Raw genomic sequence first — 19,804 nt, 5'->3', positions numbered from 1 at the left:
CTCAGAGACCGCTCAGCATTTCAGGAAGCGCAAGACGTGGCTCAACACTGCATCGGGTTGTTCAAGATGCAGGAAATGACCGACGCCAGGCATCACGACGCGCTCGAATCCCTTCGTGAACGCCGCCTCCATGCTTTCGCTAAGCTGCGCGGACATGCAGCCGTCATCCTCCCCATGCAGATAGAGCGACGGGACAGCAATTGGACCGCTCGCGCGCGCTTCAAGGGCCAGGGCTGCCGGGTCAGTCGGCGGCGTGAACAACTGCCGGTAATAGGCCAGGGTCTGAGTCAAGACTCCGGGTTGGCCAAACGTCTCGTTGAGCGCGGAACGGTCCGCAGGCGGCAGCACGTACCCCGGCGACCATTCTCGCCAGAGCCGGTCGAGGAATGCAAAGTCGTTGAGCTGAACAGCCGTCTCCGCCAGACGGGTCTGGAAGAAGAACATATACCAGCTTCGCCGCTGTTGATCACCATCGGCGACGAATGCTGTCGTCAGACCCTTTCCATAGGGGACTGCCAACCCGATAAGCTTGCGGACGCGGGCCGCATCGAGGCTTGCCGCGGCGTAGACTGCACGTGCTCCGAAGTCATGGCCGATGAGATCAGCCTGCTCGGCCCCCAGCGCTTCGATGAGCGCTAGTACGTCCTGCCCGGTCGCCAAGGCGCGGTAGGATCCGTCGGGCGCGGCGCCACCGGCCCAATATCCTCGCAGCGCCGGTGCGACGGCCCAATATCCTTCCTGCGCGAGACGATCCAGGAAGTGAACCCAGCTCTGCGCATGATCAGGAAAGCCGTGCAAGCATAGCACGAGAGGGCCGCTCCCCGCTTCAAGGATCGGGAAATCGAGCCCGTTGGCACGGACCGTCCGCTTGCGGATATGGCCACCGATTGGACCGTTTCCCGCCTCAAGCACGCGCGCCGTTCGCTGGCGGATGTGGTCCAGGGCAGGCGACGCGGGGCTGTCCGGCATGGCTATGCAATCCTCACTATCATTACTTGGATGATGATAATCACCCAACACAGGACTAAAAGACGGCGATGCCGGATTTGCCAATTCAACCATGAATAAGTGCGGTACCGAGTTGGCGATAGCTGGGTCCGCCATCTCCTTTAAGCAAGCAAATGAGCCTCCATGTCTTTTGCGGGCTCTTGGCGCATGCCGGAAGCAGGCTTCTGCCGTCAATGCATGCTGTCGGTTTCTGGGCGGGTACGCTCGCAGCAACTGCAGCCAGGCGGCATGTCCGATGATCGATATTAGATCGGGCGCATGGCGATCTGTCGCTGTGCGAATCCATCGCTGAATAGCCGTTCTTCAATATTTTGTTTTGCGGCACGACAGCCTTGTGGTGCGATTGCATCCAATCATGCCGACTATGTCCGGGAAGATAAAAATGGACGCGTCAGCAACTTTCGGAGGATCCCGTGTTGGGCTTAATGCAAGAGTGGCCGTTGCTGTGTCAGCGGATCATTGATCATGCCGCGACTTGTCATCCAGACCGTGAGGTGGTGACTCGGTCTGTCGAAGGGCCGATCCATCGAACCAACTACGGCCAGATCCGAAGACGCGCGCTGAAAGTCGCCCAGCGATTGGATCGAGACGGCATTGTGCTTGGCGATCGGGTCGCGACCTTGGCCTGGAACACTTGGCGACACCTGGAAATCTGGTACGGAATCATGGGTATCGGCGCCGTCTGCCACACCATAAACCCTCGCTTGTTTCCAGAGCAAATCGCATGGATCATCAATCATGCACGTGACAGAGTTCTCTTCACTGATATCACCTTCGTACCATTTCTTGAGAAGCTCGCATCGCATCTCGAATTCATCGAGCGCTTCGTCATACTAACGGATCGCGATCACATGCCGGACACTTCCTTGCGCGGCGCGATCGCGTACGAAGACTGGATCGATAGCGTAGACGGCGACTTCGCCTGGAAACTCTTCGACGAAAACACCGCCGCCGGGCTATGCTACACGTCAGGCACGACGGGGAGTCCAAAGGGTGTCCTGTACTCGCATCGGTCAAATGTACTCCATTCGCTGATGACCGCGCAGGCAGACGTTCTGGGCCTTAGCTGCAACGACACGGTCCTACCGGTTGTGCCGCTCTTTCATGCCAACAGCTGGGGGCTCGCGTTTCACGCCCCGATGGTAGGGAGCAAGATTGTTTTCCCTGGCGCGAGGCTCGATGGCGCGTCCGTATACGAGTTGCTCTGGGACGAAAAAGTAACGTTTACGGCCGGTGTGCCGACCGTCTGGCTCATGCTTCAACAGTATATGGAATCAAACAACTTGCGTTTGCCAGCGCTTCGGGACTTGACCATCGGTGGCGCGGCGCCACCGCCTGCGATGATTGAAGCCTTTGAGCGGATGGGCATCTGTGCACGGCAGGGGTGGGGTATGACAGAGATGGGACCTGTCGGTTCGATTGGAAGCCTGAAGCCGCCGTTCGCAGATTTGACCGGCGCGGAGAAAATTGCCCAGCTTTCCAGCCAAGGTTTTTCACCTTTCCTCGTTGAAATGAAGATCACCGATGACTCCGGCGAGAAGCTTCCCCACGACGGAAAGGCGTATGGCAGGCTAAAGGTGCGTGGTCCAAGCGTTGCCAAGGCCTACTACGGGCTGAATGACGAGATCCTGGACAAGGATGGCTATTTCGACACCGGCGACGTCGCGACGATCGACGAGCACGCCTACATGCGTATAACGGATCGATCTAAGGACGTTATCAAGTCGGGCGGCGAATGGATCTCATCCATCGAGGTCGAAAATGTCGCTATCGCTCATCCTTCCGTACAGGAGGCCGCGGCGATCGCGGTTTCACACCCGAAATGGGGCGAAAGGCCGCTTCTCATCGTTCAGCTCAATCCGAACATGGAAGCGACCAAGGCGGATATCCTTTCATTTCTTGAAGGCAAGATCGCGAAATGGTGGATGCCCGATGACGTCGTCATGGATTCAATCCCCCACACGGCGACGGGAAAGATCAGGAAGTCCGAGCTTCGTGAGCGTTACAGGAACCACCTGCTGCCCAGCGCATCGGCTTCGTCCAGCAACCGTTGAATGACCAATCATCCTGGCTAGGGCGAGGGAGCTCTCACCGTGACATCCGTTAGATTCGAGAAACTGCGCAACGTTGGTCTCATAACGCTGGACAATCCTCCGATCAATCTCGTCGATGACGACCTGTTGCTGGAGCTCGGCAAGGCTATCGATGAAGTGGACAGCTCGGGCGTTCGAGCAGTACTTCTACACGCGACTGGGGACCACTTCGGGCCAGGAGTGAACGTCAAGACCACCTTTTCGGGAGTGAATAGTAGGGGTGGCCGAAAAATGCTGACGAGGGCCATTCCGATTGTGCTGCGACTGGAGCAATTGGATATCCCGATCGTGTGCGCGGTTCAAGGGTTTTGCTTCGCGGCATCGCTCGAACTGGCGTTGCGTTGCGATGTAATAATCGCATCTGAAGAAGCCAAATTTGCTCAGGTAGAGCGCGATATCGGAGCCGCAACCTATTTGGGTGGGATTTACCTGCTCGCCGAGCGATGCGGACCGGCGCGGGCCCGAGAGATTTGCCTGACAGGCGAACGCTACGATGCTGCCGTCTTCGAGCGGTGGAATATCGTCAATCGCGTCGTGCCGCGCGCATCGCTATACACCGAAGCGTTGGCGTGGGCGCAAAAGTTTGCGGACGGTCCAACAAAAGCGTATGCGGTGAATGAGCGTTTGCTGCGAGGGTTTCTGGACTACGGCACTAGAGGAGCCGACGAGCTGCTCCTGGACATCGGGCCTCCCCTGTTCGACAGCGAAGATTTCAAAGCCGGGGTTCAGTCTGTGGTGGAATATGGAGCCAAGAATTTTCGAGGCAAAGTTGTCTTCCGGGGATCCTGATCGTCGAGACGGAGTGGCCGCGCTGAGTCATCGCCACCATCGCCGCTACCGTGATATGGCTATGATAAGCGTCCGCACGACAGGCAGCCCGAGATCGAGTCTTGCACGTCTCGCTACGCGTGGAACGCCCGTCCAAAATCGCGAGGCATCGCTATGACGTTCAAGCTCCCCGATAACATCGCCACACGCGCCATCGCCGTCCTTGGCGGGCACGCTGGGCCGCCGCATCGCTCTGATGTTGGCGACGCGCGGCGCCGAAGTGCGCCTGTATGCCCGCAGCGCCGCGACGCGCGATGCGGGCGTCGCCTTTGCAAAAGAGCAGTTGCCTGCCGTACTGGCCACGCTGCCGGGCAGCAAAGCCGGCACCATCGTGGGGGTTGACGACATGACAGTCGCGCTCAAGAATGCGTGGCTCGTCGTGGAGTCAGTCCCCGAAGATCTTGAACTGAAGAAGAACATCTTCAAGCAGGTCGATGCGCGCTCTGAGCCCGACGCCATCCTGGCCAGCAACTCCTCATCCTATTCCTCGAGCGCTTTTGCCGACAGCGTGAAGAACCCGGCGCGCCTCTTGAACACGCACTTCCTAATGCCGCCGGGCATCACGCCGATTGAGTTGATGTCGTGCGGCCAGACCGACCCGGCTGTGATCCAGCTGCTGGTCGACGTGCTGCCCGGCTATGGCCTGACGCCCTACGTGGTGCAGCGCGAGAGCATGGGCTTCATCTTCAACCGCGTCTGGGCCGCCATCAAACGCGAGACACTGGCCGTGGTAGCCGAAGGTGTCGCGTCGGCGGAGGTGGTGGATGCCATCTACAGCCAGGCCACCGGTTCACGGCACGGCCCCTTCCGCCTCATGGATGCGGTGGGCCTGGACGTGGTGCTGAGCATCGAAGAGAACTATGCCCAGCACCGGATCGGCCTGCCTGAAGGGCCGCGGATTTTGCTGAAGAAGATGATCGCCGAAGGCCGCCTTGGCGTGAAGAGCGGTCAGGGATTTTACGACTACCAGTGACGCAACATCCGCGAGCCCCTTGAGGGCTTTGACATGAAGTGACGTTATTGGTTTTTGTCGATCTCCCCCAGATTGGCCACAAGAGCTATCTTGCGGACCGTCTTGTCGCGGTCCAGCCGGATCCGACGAGATTCTTCAGCGGGGGCGAACCATCCGGCGCGAAGTTTGCTTCGAATAGTGGCAAGCCGAAGATACCGGCGTGAGAGCCCACTTCGCTCCTGAGCTATCATCTTTCCTCAACACACCCGGGACTCCAATAAACATTATCTGAAGCAGCCAAGTAGAGGCACCCCCCGAGCCTCAAATTCCCAACATTGCAGACTCCGCCTCGAGGTCCCTCGCTATGACCTTCAGCCACCGGTGCACAGCCTTGATCCTGCTCGATGTTTCATGCACTTTTCGATAGGTAAAATAGAAGTCTCGCGAGTCAAGCTTGAAGGACGGCCAGTGGGTAAGCGCCTTGAGAGCCCCGCTGGTAATCATCGGCGAAACCAACGGAAACGGCGCAAGAATAACTCCCATGCCGGACCGGGCCATTTGAAGTCCTGTAAGCAGGCTGTCGCCGAGCAGCTCCGGTTCGACCGACGAGAGATCAGGGTCGTTCACCTGAAGCCACGACCGCCAGCTATTCGGCACAGTGCTGTACTCGATCAGGGGCAACCTAGAGAGGTCCTTGACCGTGCTGATGGGCCCAAATCTCTCAAGAAAGTTCGGCGCGGCGCATGGAGCAACGCGGGAGCGAAGAAGCCGATGGAATATCAGGCCCGGCACGGGCGGCGTTCCCAGCTGTACCGCGGCATCGATATCGTCCTTTGCGAAGTCGACCGTCGTGTTGCGTGCTTCCAGTCTGAGATCGAGGTTGGAAGACGCCTTGCGGAATCGTTCCAAGTGGGGCAACGCAGCGAGCATTGCAAACGTTGGAGTCACGCTGACGCGTACAACACGATCGCGCTTTCGGACCCCCAGAATGTCGCTCGCGCGAAACAATTCGTTGAACGCATTCAAGACGGCGGCGGCGTAGACCGCACCGCTTTCGGTCAGAGCGATGCTGCGTCCGTTGCGCTCAACCAGTTGCACCCCGAAGTGCGCCTCTAGCGCCCGAAGCTGATGACTGATAGCTGACGGCGTCAGGTTGAGGCTCTCGGAGGCAAGCTTGACGCTGCCGAACCTCGCGATCGCTTCGAAGGCGCGCAGACTCGCGAGAGGTGGAAGAGCCGGGCTGGACATATTCTGGCTTGAGCCTGCTTCAACAATCCGCAATCGAATTCAATTGTGCTTTGGATGTCCATCCGTCAGCCTTCTGCTCGGACGGATCAATGGCGCCAACTGTAAGGCTGGCATCCGGGAAAAGCCAGCGAAGGTGGTATGCCTCCAATTTCGCATCGCGAAACATACAACAGAAAATGGGAGAATGCGATGAATGCCCCCTCCAAACACGATCAGCTGGCGCATGCGGCCAAGATGACGCACGGGTTACCTCAACCGCCGGCCTTTTCAACATTGGCCGAAGAGCGGCAGCATCGCAAAGAACGCCTCGCAGCCGGTTTCCGGTTGTTCGCCAAGTTCGGGTTCGATGAAGGCGTGGCAGGTCACATCACGGCACGCGATCCGGAATTCACCGACACATTCTGGGTGAATGGCTTCGGTATGAGCTTTGGCTTGATCAAGGCGTCTGATCTTATTCGGGTCAACCACAAAGGCGAGGTTGTCGAAGGCAATCATCCGGTCAATGCGGCTGCTTTCGCGATTCATGCGAGCGTTCATGCTGCCCGGCCCGATTCTGTCGGCGCGGCGCATTCGCACTCCACGTACGGCCGGGCCTTCTCGACACTGGGTCGAAAGTTGGGGGCGATCACGCAAGACGCCTGCGCCTTTTACAACGACCACGCTCTGTACGAGGATTATGGCGGAGTCGCAGTCGAGTTGGACGAGGGTCAGCAGATCGCCCGGGCGTTGGGGCCTCACAAGGCGGCAATTCTGCAGAACCATGGACTTCTGACGGTCGGCCAGACCGTTGATGAAGCAGTGTGGTGGTTCATCACGATGGAGCGGTCGTGCCAAGTGCAGTTGCTCGCTGAGGCGGCTGCTGCGCGAACGGGGCAATCTCTCAAGATTATCCCTGAAGAGTCAGCGCAGCAGGCATTCAATATTCTCGGCGCACCCAGGACAGGCTGGTTTCAATTCCAGACCCTCTATTCGAAGATCGTTAAGGAGCAGCCGGATCTGCTCAATTGACATACGGACCAACGATGAAGTGTTTCGGAGGGGAGCGCATGAACATCCAACCCTCACCTGGAAATGTCAGCCACGACGTTCTGGCGGCCGAGGAACGGCTGGTCCGGGAGGATCTCGCCGCGCTGTACCATGTCTTCTTTGATCTAGGCTGGTGCGAGCACATCTACAATCATATCACGGCGCGGGTACCGGGTCCTCATCGGCACTTTTTGATCAATTCGTTTGGGTTGGCGTACAACGAAGTCACAGCCTCCAATCTCATCAAGATCGACCTCGATGGTAACAAGGTTGTGGACGTTCCGGGTCGCGTCAACGCGCCGGGCTTCACGATCCATTCTTCGGTTCATGCCGCGCGCGATGACGCCCATTTCATCGCCCACACGCACACGACGGCCGGTGTGGCTGTTGCTTGCACGGACGAGGGGCTGTCGCATCACAGCTTCTACGGCGCGATGCTTTATGAGCAAATCGCGTATCACGACTTCGAGGGCATTTCGACGGACCTTGGTGAGCGCGAGCGCCTCGTAAAATCGCTCGGCAACAAGAACTACCTGATCCTGAGACATCATGGTCTTCTGACATGCGGGAGGACTGCCGCGGAGGCACTGTTCCGCATGACGATCCTGCAACGCGCGTGCGAAGTGCAACTCGCAGCTGCAACGTTCGGCAAGAGCTGGCGGCCCTTGTCGGAAGAGGTTCTGCGTCGGACGACGCGTCAGATGCAGAGCGAGGTTGCAAAGGGCTTCGACGAAAAAACCTCCTTTGGGCAGGATTCGTTCAAAGCTTATCGTCGCGCACTTGATGCAAAAGGATCGCGCTACAGGGACTAAGCTTGATCGGCGGCGGCTTGTTGGCTGCAGCCGACGTCTCGCAATTGAGAGGCTAGAAGGAGATGAATCTTGCGGATACTGGTAATCGGCGCCGGAGCGTTGGGCGGATATTTTGGCGCTCGGCTGCTGGCTGCAGGACGTGATGTCACGTTCCTGGTGCGGCCGGCCCGTGCAGAAGCGCTCAGGACGAATGGGCTTGTCATCAGGAGCCCAGCCGGCAATCTCAATCTGCCATCACCGCCGACCGTGACATCCGAACGGCTGAAAGGCCACTATGATCTGATATTGTTGAGCTGCAAGGCCTATGATCTCGACGGTGCCATTCAATCGTTCGCCCCCGCGGTGGGAGACAATACGGTCATCATTCCCTTTTTGAATGGCCTGCGTCATATCGAAGTACTGAACGCCCGCTTCGGGGAGGAGAGGGTGTTTGGCGGTCAATGCGCCATCTCGGCCACGATGTCTGCAAATGGTGAGATTCTCCATCTCGTCGATTTGCATACGCTGGGGTTTGGCGAGCAAAACGAGGCGCGCTCGAAGCGCCGCGATGAGATCATCGCTGCATTGTCAGGTGCCAATTTTATTGCCGAGGCCAGCCACAATATCCTGCAGGACATGTGGGAGAAATGGGTATTCATCGCCACCGCCGCGGGCTCGACCTGTTTGATGCGCGCCTCGATCGGGGATATCGTCGCCGCTGGCGCATCCGGCCTTGTGATGAATTTTCTCGACGAGTGCAGCGGGATCGCGGCCGGGGCAGGATTTGAGCCACGTCCGGCCTTTTTGGAACGCACGCGATCCATCTTCACAATGCCAGGCTCGCCGCTGATGGCGTCCATGCTGCGCGATATCGAGAAAGGATCGCAGACAGAAGGCGATCATGTTCTGGGCGACCTATTGGGTCGGGCGAAAGCAGGACAAATTCCTGTCCTTCTCAGCGCGGCCTATGCGCATGTGAAGTCTTTTGAGGCGCGTCGCGCCAGAGAAGCCGGCAAGTAGGAACGGAGCTGGAAGGCCGGGATCAAGCTCGTGCGTTCTCGCGGTGGTCTCGGACCCGAGGGGGATCAAACCCGGCTTTCAGCCGCTTAGAGGCCGGCGGTTGAGCGCGTTGGCCTCTTCACTGGCCGCCTGCGCGTGAATGAGCCGAAAACGTCAGGCGCTGCGCCAAAGACCGGACGGCGATAGGCTGTGCTCGCGCCGCCCAGCAATCACGATGGATAGGACTGCGGGAGGACACATTGGGCCACTACGGCGACTACCAGACAGAAATCTATGTTGGCGGCCTCAGCGGACGACTGCCGAAACTTCCGGTAGATTTCCGCGAATTGGAAGCGCGGGCGCACGCTGCGATGTCGCCGAGTCTTGTGTCTTACGTGGCCGGCGGCTGCGGCAACGAGCATACGCAGAATATCAACGTGTCTGCATTTGAGCGGTGGGGTTTGATCCCGCGCATGCTTGTCGGCGCCGCCAAGCGGGATCTGTCGATCGACCTTTTCGGAATGCGGCTTCCCACCCCGCTCTTCATGAGCCCTATCGGCGTCATCGGATTATGCGCGCAGGATTTCCATGGCGACATCGCGACGGCAAAGGCTGCGCAAAAGATCGGCGTCCCGATGATGGCGTCGACCTTCAGCAGCGATCCGCTCGAGCAGGTGGCTGCCGAATTTGGCGAAACGCCGGGCTTCTTCCAGCTCTACACTCCCAACGATCGGGAAGTAGCCGAGAGCCTGATCCGCCGGGCCGAGGCAGCGGGATTTAAGGCCATCGTGGTGACTCTGGATACATGGGTTACCGGATGGCGGCCACGGGATCTTAACCTGGCCAATTTTCCTCAGCTGCATGGGCATGTTCTCTACAACTATTTCTCGGATCCGGTGTTTCGCAGCAGGCTGCAAAAGCCACCCGAGGAAGATTTTCGAGCGGCGATCATGCAATGGGCGAAGATTTTCGGAAATCCTTTGACCTGGGACGATCTTCCCTGGTTGCGCTCGCTGACCAAGCTTCCGCTCGTTCTCAAAGGCATTTGCCATCCTGACGATGCGCGGCGCGCGATCGATGCAGGCGTCGATGGCATCTACTGTTCAAATCATGGTGGCCGTCAGGCAAACGGCGGCATTGCCGCGGTGGACCTGCTGCCTGGCATCGTCAAAGCCTCCGGCAGAACACCCGTACTGTTTGACTCCGGGATACGTTCAGGGACCGACGTTATCAAGGCCTTGGCACTCGGCGCTACGGCTGTCGGCATCGGCCGGCCGTATGCGTATGGACTCGCGCTAGACGGCGTTGAGGGTATCGTTCACGTGTTGCGATGCATTCTCGCTGAAGCTGATTTGCTGATGGCCGTCGATGGCTTTGCCCGCATCGCCGACCTTGAGCCGTCGTCACTGATGGCGGTGGGTTGAAATCTAGCCGGCAGGAGGTGTTAGGAACCTCAGGATGGCTCTCTGTGTAGCCTCCGGAGCCTCCTCGCACATGAAGTGACCCGCCTCGACTTCTTCTCCCGTAACTTGCGTGGCCCAGTTCTTCCAAGTATCCAGCGGTTTGGCGCCCGCGGCGGCGATACCCCGGCTCCCCCAGATCACATGAACCGGCGCTGCAATCTTTTTTCCCGCATCGAGGTCACTCTTGTCGTGCTCGAAGTCCGCATAAGCACCAGCGCGGTAGTCCTCGCATAGGCCATGCACGCGCTCAGGATCATGTAACGCGCTTAGGTAGTGGTTCACGGCCCGAGGATCGAAACTCTGCGCGAACACTGGACTGAAAAACCCGTCTGGGTCGGCCGAGATTAGTGTTTCCGGCAATGGATAAGGCTGAGCGAGAAACGTCCAATGATAGATGCGTAGCGCCGAAAGGCGGCTTAGATTCGTCCAATAATTGTAAGTAGGCAGTATATCAAGGACGACGAGTTGCGAGAGTCGTTCCTGATGATCGAGCGCCAAACGATAGGCGACGCGTCCTCCCCGATCGTGGCCGGCTAAGGAAAAGCGGGAGTAGCCGAGCTTTTCCATCAGTTCGACCATCGTTTGGGCCATTGCGCGTTTCGTGTAAGGAGTATTGCTTGCATCGGTCTTGGGAACGTCTGACGCGCCATATCCCGGAAGGTCAGCGATGACGAGCGAGAAGCGTTCGGCGAGTGCTGGCGCCAAATGATGCCACATCACGTGGGTTTGAGGATATCCGTGCAACAAGAGAAGCGGCGGCCCCTTACCGGCAACACGCGCAAAGATACGCCCGGATTTTGTTTCAACATGCACCGACGCAAATCCGGGAAACAAATCAGGGAGAGCGGTCATCTTCAATCCTTTGTCACGATAAGAGTAGCTTGAAGACAAATGCAAACGTTCTCCGGCAAAGCTGGCTTGCATCAAGCCTAGCTCCCGCTTCCTCTGCCGATCACGCGCATCACAGTCATATGAATCGCCAAGCGGCTTCAGCTAGGCGGCCGTTCGCAGAAAATCGACGATGTCTGCTTCGCTTTTGAAGGGCCGCGGATTGGCCTGTACGAAGCGATGATTGATTGCAATCTTGCTGATCTTGCCAAACTTGTCTTCGCCAATGCCGACATCAGCAAGGCGGCCAGGTAATCCAAGGCTCTTGGTGAATTCAGCAAAGGCGTCTGCCGCCTCCATGCCCGGCCCGCCAAGAGCCGCCGCTAAACGCTTCTGCGCATCCTCGGTGAATGGCTTATTGTATCGAAGCAGGCTCGGCATGATAACAGGTGTGCAATAGTAGTGAGGAACGTCGAAAGTCCCTCCAAGCACATGGCCAATGCCGTGACTTGCTCCCATCGGGACGCGTGCCTGGAGGCCGAAAGACGCAAGCCATGAGCCATGTTGGGATAGTCGCCGCGCCTCCAGATCATCAGGTTGCTGCAAGGTCCGGAGCATTCCCTCACGCAGGATGCGGATGCCCGCCAAGACGACCTCGTCGGCTAACGGGGTGCCGGCGGGCGAGCACAACGCTTCGATACCGTGATCCATCGAGCGCGTTCCCGATCCCATCCAAAGGCTCGAAGGCGTATGAAGGGTGAGGGCAGGGTCGAGAATAATCGCCACTGGCGACATTTGGGGGTGGAAGAATATCTGCTTCAACTTGTGACGCTCATCGGTCACAAGCGCCGCTGCATTGTATTCGCCGCCATTCAGCGTCGATGGGACTGCAATCTGGCGGACTGCGGGCGAACGGAACGGAGAGACGTTTACGCCCGGGCCCATGGGGAATGGATCGAAACCCGCTTCATCGCGGATGTCATGTTCCATCGCCATGATGACTATTTTTGCCAGATCGATCGCAGAACCCCCACCGACAGCCACGATCAGATCAGCTCTTGCGTCTTTAGCTTGAAGGGCAACCTCGGCAGCTTGCTTGCGCGTCGTGTGCTGTGCAATTCCGTCAAAGGTCGCCGCATGTTTGTCGCCGAGCGTACGCCGAATCTTCTCGATCTCATCGGTCTTGGTGTTCAGGGTTCGACTGGCGAGAAGGAAGACGCGCTTTGCGTTCAGTCGCTCTGCCTCTTCGTTCAGAGCGTCAGACGCAGCTTTGCCGTAGATGACACGGTCAATTGCCGGAAAGTTGTGTACACCAGTCCTACGCATTTTTGTTCCTCCCGTACTCGAAAAGCAAGTGACTATATTATTTATAGTAACGGGAATCCGAGGGGGTGACAATCTGCTCGTGGCAATTTGCCGGAGAGGAGAGACTGCAAAGTACGGCGATGATCTTGATCAAGACAGGAGAAACCCGTCGCTACGATAGGTATCGGAGCCGCTGACCGTATGACTCACCGGTGCGTTGTTCCGCTTCTCGCTGACCGGATCGGCTGGCGGGAAGATGCTGTCATAAATCGCGCGCGCCTCTCGAATGAGACGGTCTCGCTCGCGTTCAGACTTTGGCACAAATCGAATAACTTCGCCCATATTTGCTCCAGATAACCTAAGAGCACGAATCCGCAGTTAGCGAACCCCGTCATGATATGATAAGCATCATTCTATCTCAATCTAGGATCTCCGCACGAACTTTGAAGCTCTGCAGGCGGTAACGAAGAAATAAACAACTCGTGACAGTCGTCTTCGCGGAATAGCGGCGTTTACTGTGGAAGATGACTTTGCAACTGATGGACACGGTCATCCGGCGTCCCAATCGGCGTTATTCGGGACTGGATCCGAAGACCTTCAACTTCGCGCTCAAGCTTTCCGACACGATCCGCCAGCCCGTACATGTAGTCGCCGCGCGGATCATCCATGCTCAGAGCCTCCGCCTAGTAATTCAAGCTTTCCCAGAGGCGCTTGAACATAGTTGCACACTCCTGTGTGTGATCATTGCGGTCATTCTGTTGCCAATATCACGCGAGCCAGCTCCGACGGATTCTCGACAGCGGAGAAGTGGCCGGTATTTTTGAGCGTCACCATCTGCGAGGCAGGAATCAGGGACCGTGTGCGTTCGCGTTCATTTGGCCGAGACCAATCGCTATCGCCATAAATGAGCGTCACAGGCGCCGAGATCTGCCGATAGTAATCGCGCGCCTTGCTCCAGGATCGCCAGCCGGCCAGCACCTTGCGTGCGATCCGCTTGTATCCCGGGCGGTGGGCTACTTCATCGAACTCGGCCAGCAAATCGGCCGGCAGTTTGCGCGGGTCGTGATATCCGCCGCCCATGATCTTGCCGAGGACCATCTTGTTTTCGAGCGATGCATTCATCGCGCCGAGCACCGGGATCTGCAAACTTCCGATGATAAAGTTCGCGAACCAGTTGCCGCGTCGAATGCCGTCCCCGTAGCGGGTCTCGTAGTCGTAGGGGTTGATCGCATAGACCCGCTTCACCCGCTGCGGAAGCGACGCCGCCACTGTAAGGGCCAATGTCCCGCCGATCGACTCGCCAACCATCGTAACGGCCGAGAGGTTTAGCTCCTCGATGAAACGAATGACGGCCTGCCTGAAGTAGGGTTCGTCGAAGCTCGCGCCTGGATCTATTGGAGAGTGTCCGTGGCCTGGGAGGTCAATGGTGTACACCGTGTGCGATGTCGCGAGGAGGGGCGCCAGACTGCGGAAATATTCGAGCTGTGTCCGGATCGTATGTATGAGGAGTAATGGAGGCCCGCTGCCGATCTTTTGGAAACGCAGGCTAAGCGTATCCGATATTTCGAGCAAACTTGGTTTGCCTTTTGTCACGCTAAGCATTTCGATTTCTCCCGTGCTTTGAGGGATGCGATCTTTCAAGCGGCGGCGGCTTCCCGGACCTGTTTGACTGCTGCATCCAGAATCGCCCGAGCCAAATCCGGATCGTTGACGACACGCGATAGCGTCACCGCGCCGACCATCGTCGCGAGAATGGCCATGGCCTTGCCGCTGGACGCCTCGCCGCCAGCCTCGGCAATGAAGCGGCCGAGCACTTCGAGATGTGCCTTTATTCCCGCTTCGAATGTCGCCTTCACGTCGGATCCCTGTCTGGCGGCATCCGCGCCGAGTGCCACGATCGGGCAGCCGTCCATCTTTTCTTCGCGATGGTCGCCACTGAGGTAGAACGCGATCACCGCGCCGAGCGGATCGTCAGGATTTTTCGTTGCCGCATCCGACCATCGGCGGGAAGCGCCCTCCAATGCGCGCCTGGACGCCTCTACCGCCAAATCCCCTTTTGACGCGAACTGCTTGTAGAAGGCGCCTTGTGTTAGCCCGGCCGCCTTCATCAGATCTTTTAGGCCGATGCCATCAAAGCCGCGCTCCCTGAAGAGGCGACTTGCCACATCAATCACGGTTTGGCGGTTCTCCGCGGCTTGAATGCGACTCACACGCATGGTGGACCTCCATTTGGATTTCACTCGAAATCTATATCTCAGATAGAGTTCGAACGCAATCTATCAATGGCGTGGCTGGATTCGGCGTCGCTGAGGGTCAAGAGGCCGGTTTTTGGGGATCACATTCCCGTCAGAGCTCAAATTTAGATTGCGATCGACATCTAAATAGCTTATAGAGTTCGAATGAAATCTAATTTAGATGAGGAGGCGGATATGAAAAAGCGAAGACCTATCATTGTGTTAGGGGGCGTCCTGATCGCGGCGTTAGCTGCGACTGCGTTCGTCACACTTCGCACCCAGGAAGCCGCCGCCGTGAGCGACCCCCGGCAGGAACCCCCGATCGTCAGGCTGGTCACGGCCGCGCGTGTGAACGGATCCGAACGCGGTTTCACGGGCATCATCGGGGCGAGGGTGCAGAGCAACCTCGGGTTTCGCGTCGCCGGCAAGATTGTCGAACGGCTGGTGAATACCGGTCAGCAGGTCAAAGCCGGTGAGCCGCTGATGCGGATCGACGAAACCGACCTTCGCCTTGCGGTCACGGCAAAGCGCAACGCCGTTGCCGCAGCGCGTGCATCTGTCGTTCAGACCGAAGCGGATGAACAGCGATACGCCAAACTGGTGAGCAACGGATGGGCTTCCCGACAGCGCTACGAGCAAGCGAAGGCCGCACTGGACACGGCCGAGGCGCAACTCGCCACCGCCGAAGCCGATGCGCGGGTCGCCGAGAACGAGGCGACCTATTCGGTTCTGGTAGCGGATGCGGACGGAACGGTGGTCGAAACGCTTGGCGAGCCCGGGCAGGTCGTCTCTGCCGGCCAGACAGTCGTTCGGATCGCCAAGGCCGGTCCCCGCGAAGCTGTGGTGGCACTTCCCGAAACGATCCGGCCAGCGATTGGCTCCGAGGCTGAGGCCAGCATCTATGGCGCCGATGGGCGACGCTATGCGGCGCATCTGCGGCAGTTGTCGGACTCCGCCGATGCTCAAACCCGTACCTATGAGGCCCGTTATGTGCTCGACGGTGAGGCGGCGGCAGCACCGCTTGGCGCGACGGTAACTATTCGGCTGGCAAGCCAGGAGAGTCAGCCGGATGTTCAGGTGCCGCTGGGAGCCGTGCTCGATGACGGCCGGAAGACCGGTGTGTGGGTCCTGGATAGCGCCACCTCAACCGTACGCTTTCGTCCAGTCAAGCTTGTTCGAGTGAGCAGCGAAACCGCCGTGATCTCTGGATTGAGCTCTGGTGACCCGATTGTTTCCCTCGGCGCTCACCTTCTCCAGGAGGGCGCTCGCGTCAGGACTGCATCTGAAAACAACGGAAACTAACGCTTCAATCTTTTCGCGATCACCGTCGGAGGATGGGCAAATGCTTTACAGCTACATTGTCAAAAAAGAAATCCGAAAGACCTTCGACCACGTCAACAACCATCGCTGGGATGACGCGGTGAAAGCGGTCGCGCCGCATGTCCATCACCGCGTTTCCGGCGCCCACGCGCTTGCTGGTGAGCGCCACGACAAAGAAGCCCTACGCCGCTGGTTTGAGCGCCTCGGCCGCGTCCAGCCCACTCTCCATATCACGGTCAACAACATCTGGGTGAAAGGCTGGCCGTGGCATACCACCGTGTTTGTCGAGTGGGACGGCACCGCAACGCTGCTCAACGGCGATGCGTCGTACGTCAACCGCGGTCTCCACGTGTTCACCCTGCGGTGGGGTAGAGTCTATGCACTCGAGGAATTTCAAGATTCACAGGAAGCGGCCCGTGGCCTTGCCGCCCAAGCGGCAGCGGGCCTCCAAGAAGCTGTCGCCGAACCAATTGTAAGTGAGCAGAAGAGCAGTCAGAGGGCCCGCGCTTTTTAGGTAAGCGCGGTTCACTCGACGCCCACCTGTTGCAGGACGGCGCGAGCGCCAGGACGAACGTCTAGGATTAGGAGTGGCCAAGTGATGAATTTCAATCTTTCCGCGATCGCCGTTCGTGAACGGGCCGTCACCCTGTTCTTCATCGTCCTGCTGGCGGCCGCAGGCGCCTACGCCTTCGTCATGCTCGGGCGGGCGGAGGACCCCTCCTTCACCATCAAGACCCTGACGGTCACGACGGTATGGCCAGGCGCGACGGCGCGCGAGATGCAGGACCAGGTCGCCGAACCCTTGGAGAAGCGGATTCAGGAGCTGACCTGGTATGACCGGGTGGAGACGACCACACGGCCAGGTTATGCGTACATGACGGTTACGCTGAAGGACAGCACACCGCCATCCAGCGTGCAGGAGGAGTTCTATCAGGCCCGCAAGAAGCTGGGAGATGAAGCACGCAAGCTGCCGTCTGGCGTGCTCGGCCCGTTCGTCAACGACGAATATTCGGACGTGAGCTTCGCCCTCTATGCGCTCAAGGCGAAGGGCATGCCGATGCGGGAACTCGCCAGGCAAGCCGAGACCATTCGCCAGGACCTCCTGCACGTGCCCGGCGTCAAGAAGATCAACATCCTCGGTGAACGTCCCGAACAGATCTTCATCGAGTTTTCCTATGCCAAACTGGCAACGCTTGGCGTGTCGGCACAGGATATCGTTGCCGCCTTGCAGCGGCAGAACACCGTCACACCGGCAGGCTCGATCGACACCAAGGGGCCGCAGGTCTTCATCCGGGTCGACGGCGCTTATGACAGCGTCCAGGCGATCGCCGACACGCCGATCGTCGCGGCGGGGCGGACGCTGAAGCTCTCCGATATCGCCGAAGTGCGCCGCGGCTACGAGGATCCTCCCACCTACCTCATTCGACACCAGGGTGAGCCCACGATCATGCTCGCGGCGGTTATGCAAGAGGGCTGGGATGGACTCGCGCTCGGCAAGGCGCTGGAGGAGAGGTCCGCCGCTATCGCCCGGACGCTGCCACTCGGGATGACCCTGGCCAAGGTCAGCGACCAGGCCGTCAACATCACCTCGGCGGTCGATGAGTTCATGATGAAGTTTGCGATGGCGCTCGGCGTGGTGCTGCTGGTGAGCCTGCTCAGCCTCGGCTGGCGCGTCGGCATCGTCGTGGCGGCTGCCGTCCCTCTGACGCTCGCCGTCGTGTTCCTCATCATGCTGGAAACCGGCCGGTTCTTCGACCGCATCACGCTCGGCGCCCTCATCCTGGCGCTTGGTCTTCTCGTGGACGACGCCATCATCGCCATCGAGGTGATGGTGGTGAAAATGGAAGAGGGCATGGACCGCATCAAGGCGGCGGCCTACGCGTGGAGCCACACGGCGGCGCCGATGTTGTCGGGCACACTCGTGACGGTCGCCGGGTTCCTGCCGGTGGGCTTCGCGCGCTCGACGGCCGGCGAATACGCCGGCAACATCTTCTGGGTCGTGGGGTTCGCCCTCATCGTCTCTTGGGTCGTCGCGGTGGTCTTCACGCCCTATCTTGGCGTCAAGATGCTGCCCACGATCAAGCCGGTCGAAGGCGGTCACCAAGCGATTTACGGCACACCGAACTATCGGCGCCTGCGAGGGCTCATCACCTTCGCCGTGCGTCACAAGTTCGTAACCAGCGGCATCGTCGCGATCGCTTTCGCGCTGTCCGTCGTCGGCATGGGCGCCGTCAAGCAGCAGTTCTTCCCGACATCCGACCGCCCCGAAGTGCTGGTGGAGGTTCGTCTGCCGGAAGGCACCAGCATTGAGACCACGACCGCTACGGTCGAGAAGCTCGAACACTGGCTGAACCACCAGTCGGAGGCCAAGATCGTCACGAGCTATGTCGGTCAGGGCGCTCCCCGATTCTTCTTCGCGATGGCGCCGGAGCTGCCTGATCCGGCCTTCGCCAAGATCGTCGTGCTTACACCGGACGCGGAGGCGCGCGAGGCTTTGAAGCACCGGCTCCGACAGGCGGTGTCAGAGGGGCTTGCACCTGAGGCCAATGTGCGCGTCACGCAGCTTGTGTTCGGACCCTACACGCCGTTCCCGGTCGAGTTTCGGGTCATGGGGCCTGATCCGGCGCAACTGTACGCTATCTCTGAAAAAGCTCTCGATATCATGCGTGGCGTTCCCGATGTGCGGCAAGCCAACCGCGATTGGGGCAATCGCACGCCCGTGCTCCGTTTCATCCCGGATCAGGATCGACTGAACCTCATCGGCCTCTCGCCAGCGGAGGTCGGCCGGCAACTCCAGTTCCTCCTCACTGGCATCCCCGTTACGCAGGTCCGCGAGGACATCCGCAATGTCCCCATCGTGGCACGCAGCGCCGGCGGCGAGCGACTGGATCCGGCGCGTCTGGCGGATTTCTCCCTGATGAGCCGGGACGGCCGCCCGATTCCGCTCGACCAGATCGGCCATTCGGAAATCCGTCTGGAAGAGCCGATCATGAAGCGCCGCGATCGCACACCCGTGGTCACGATTCGCTCTGATATCAATGAAGCGACCCAGCCTCCAGAGGTCTCCAAGGAGATCAAGACGGCTCTTCAGCCGCTGATCGCATCGCTTCCGGCCGGCTATCGCATCGAATTGGGCGGATCGATCGAGGAGGCAACCAAGGCCAATGACGCGTTGGCGACGGTCTTTCCCGCCATGATCGCCGCCATGCTGATCGTCATCATGCTGCAGGTGCGATCCTTCTCGACGATGGCCATGGTCATGCTGACGGCACCGCTTGGCCTCGTCGGCGTCGTGCCCGTGTTGCTCGCCTTCAACCAGCCCTTCGGATTCAATGCCATTCTGGGCCTGATAGGACTGGCCGGCATCCTGATGCGCAACACGCTGATCCTGACCGAACAAATCAAGGAGAACCGTGCTGCCGGCCTTGACGACTATCACGCCGTCATCGAGGCCACGGTGCAACGCACGAGGCCGGTGATCCTGACCGCACTTGCCGCCGTGCTCGCCTTCATCCCTCTCACGCATTCCGTCTTCTGGGGATCGATGGCCTATACGCTGATCGGCGGCACCGCGGTCGGCACGGTGCTGATCCTGCTGTTCCTTCCTGCGCTTTATGCCGCGTGGTTTCGGATCAAGCCGACCGCAGATGCGATCCATGGGGATTCGACGGAGGAATCGGAATTGCAAACAGCAATGGCTGCCGAGTAG

18 protein-coding genes are annotated in these 19,804 nt (G+C 59.1%); 10 read left to right on the top strand and 8 right to left on the bottom strand.

From position 1 onward, the window contains the following. Window positions 1–12: 12 nt before the first annotated feature. Window positions 13–969, bottom strand: coding sequence for an alpha/beta fold hydrolase (locus V1290_RS10600; protein ID WP_334364357.1), 957 nt, complete (start codon window positions 967–969; stop codon window positions 13–15). A 452-nt stretch (window positions 970–1,421) separates the two neighbouring features. Between V1290_RS10600 and V1290_RS10595 the strand changes: the two genes are divergently transcribed. The 3 genes from V1290_RS10595 to V1290_RS10585 all read left to right on the top strand — a co-directional run bounded on the left by V1290_RS10595 (window position 1,422) and on the right by V1290_RS10585 (window position 4,902). Beyond that, window positions 1,422–3,062 carry a long-chain-fatty-acid--CoA ligase gene (locus tag V1290_RS10595; protein ID WP_334364356.1) on the top strand — a complete coding sequence of 547 codons (1,641 nt, stop codon included), beginning with the start codon at window positions 1,422–1,424 and terminating at the stop codon, window positions 3,060–3,062. Between the two features lie 39 nt (window positions 3,063–3,101). Further along, window positions 3,102–3,890, top strand: coding sequence for an enoyl-CoA hydratase/isomerase family protein (locus tag V1290_RS10590; RefSeq protein ID WP_334364355.1), 789 nt, complete (start codon window positions 3,102–3,104; stop codon window positions 3,888–3,890). Window positions 3,891–4,092: 202 nt separating this feature from the next. Continuing rightward, on the top strand, window positions 4,093–4,902 hold the full coding sequence (locus V1290_RS10585) for a 3-hydroxyacyl-CoA dehydrogenase family protein (protein WP_334364354.1): 810 nt from the start codon (window positions 4,093–4,095) through the stop codon (window positions 4,900–4,902). Window positions 4,903–5,202: 300 nt separating this feature from the next. Here V1290_RS10585 and V1290_RS10580 read toward each other — a convergent pair whose 3' ends face one another. Then, the gene (locus V1290_RS10580; protein ID WP_334364353.1) at window positions 5,203–6,162 is read right to left on the bottom strand and encodes a LysR substrate-binding domain-containing protein; all 960 of its coding nucleotides are present in this window, start codon (window positions 6,160–6,162) and stop codon (window positions 5,203–5,205) included. 156 nt (window positions 6,163–6,318) lie between these two features. On the opposite strand from V1290_RS10580, the gene V1290_RS10575 reads away from it, so the two are divergent. The 4 genes from V1290_RS10575 to V1290_RS10560 all read left to right on the top strand — a co-directional run bounded on the left by V1290_RS10575 (window position 6,319) and on the right by V1290_RS10560 (window position 10,369). Beyond that, window positions 6,319–7,137 (top strand): class II aldolase/adducin family protein, encoded by an 819-nt coding sequence (locus V1290_RS10575; protein ID WP_334364352.1) that lies wholly within the window; start codon window positions 6,319–6,321, stop codon window positions 7,135–7,137. Between the two features lie 38 nt (window positions 7,138–7,175). Then, window positions 7,176–7,967 (top strand): class II aldolase/adducin family protein, encoded by a 792-nt coding sequence (locus V1290_RS10570; RefSeq protein WP_334364351.1) that lies wholly within the window; start codon window positions 7,176–7,178, stop codon window positions 7,965–7,967. A 69-nt stretch (window positions 7,968–8,036) separates the two neighbouring features. Beyond that, window positions 8,037–8,966 (top strand): 2-dehydropantoate 2-reductase, encoded by a 930-nt coding sequence (gene panE / locus V1290_RS10565; RefSeq protein ID WP_334364350.1) that lies wholly within the window; start codon window positions 8,037–8,039, stop codon window positions 8,964–8,966. 239 nt (window positions 8,967–9,205) lie between these two features. Further along, complete coding sequence (locus V1290_RS10560; RefSeq protein WP_334364349.1) at window positions 9,206–10,369, top strand: lactate 2-monooxygenase; 1,164 nt, start codon at window positions 9,206–9,208, stop codon at window positions 10,367–10,369. A 3-nt stretch (window positions 10,370–10,372) separates the two neighbouring features. Here V1290_RS10560 and V1290_RS10555 read toward each other — a convergent pair whose 3' ends face one another. The 6 genes from V1290_RS10555 to V1290_RS10530 all read right to left on the bottom strand — a co-directional run bounded on the left by V1290_RS10555 (window position 10,373) and on the right by V1290_RS10530 (window position 14,757). Beyond that, window positions 10,373–11,260: an alpha/beta fold hydrolase gene (locus tag V1290_RS10555; protein WP_334368986.1), complete on the bottom strand. Its 888-nt coding sequence runs from the start codon at window positions 11,258–11,260 to the stop codon at window positions 10,373–10,375. Between the two features lie 141 nt (window positions 11,261–11,401). Further along, complete coding sequence (locus V1290_RS10550) at window positions 11,402–12,562, bottom strand: iron-containing alcohol dehydrogenase (protein ID WP_334364348.1); 1,161 nt, start codon at window positions 12,560–12,562, stop codon at window positions 11,402–11,404. A gap of 129 nt (window positions 12,563–12,691) precedes the next feature. Next, window positions 12,692–12,883, bottom strand: coding sequence for a hypothetical protein (locus V1290_RS10545; RefSeq protein WP_334364347.1), 192 nt, complete (start codon window positions 12,881–12,883; stop codon window positions 12,692–12,694). Window positions 12,884–13,053: 170 nt separating this feature from the next. Next, window positions 13,054–13,209, bottom strand: a complete 156-nt coding sequence (locus V1290_RS10540; protein ID WP_334364346.1) for a hypothetical protein — start codon at window positions 13,207–13,209, stop codon at window positions 13,054–13,056. Window positions 13,210–13,291: 82 nt separating this feature from the next. Continuing rightward, entirely contained in the window at window positions 13,292–14,182 is an 891-nt protein-coding gene (locus V1290_RS10535; protein ID WP_334364345.1) for an alpha/beta fold hydrolase, read from the bottom strand. Further along, complete coding sequence (locus V1290_RS10530; protein WP_334368985.1) at window positions 14,179–14,757, bottom strand: TetR family transcriptional regulator; 579 nt, start codon at window positions 14,755–14,757, stop codon at window positions 14,179–14,181. The genes V1290_RS10535 and V1290_RS10530 overlap by 4 nt, the downstream gene beginning before the upstream one ends. 213 nt (window positions 14,758–14,970) lie before the next feature. Between V1290_RS10530 and V1290_RS10525 the strand changes: the two genes are divergently transcribed. The 3 genes from V1290_RS10525 to V1290_RS10515 all read left to right on the top strand — a co-directional run bounded on the left by V1290_RS10525 (window position 14,971) and on the right by V1290_RS10515 (window position 19,804). Continuing rightward, window positions 14,971–16,077, top strand: coding sequence for an efflux RND transporter periplasmic adaptor subunit (locus tag V1290_RS10525; protein WP_334364344.1), 1,107 nt, complete (start codon window positions 14,971–14,973; stop codon window positions 16,075–16,077). A gap of 40 nt (window positions 16,078–16,117) precedes the next feature. Further along, a complete protein-coding gene (locus V1290_RS10520) occupies window positions 16,118–16,609 on the top strand; it encodes a nuclear transport factor 2 family protein (protein WP_334364343.1) in 492 nt (163 codons plus the stop codon). A gap of 84 nt (window positions 16,610–16,693) precedes the next feature. Continuing rightward, on the top strand, window positions 16,694–19,804 hold the full coding sequence (locus tag V1290_RS10515; protein ID WP_334368984.1) for an efflux RND transporter permease subunit: 3,111 nt from the start codon (window positions 16,694–16,696) through the stop codon (window positions 19,802–19,804).

Source organism: Bradyrhizobium sp. AZCC 1578, from assembly GCF_036924675.1.
Lineage (GTDB): Bacteria > Pseudomonadota > Alphaproteobacteria > Rhizobiales > Xanthobacteraceae > Bradyrhizobium.
This window is presented reverse-complemented; position numbering and strand designations above follow the sequence as displayed.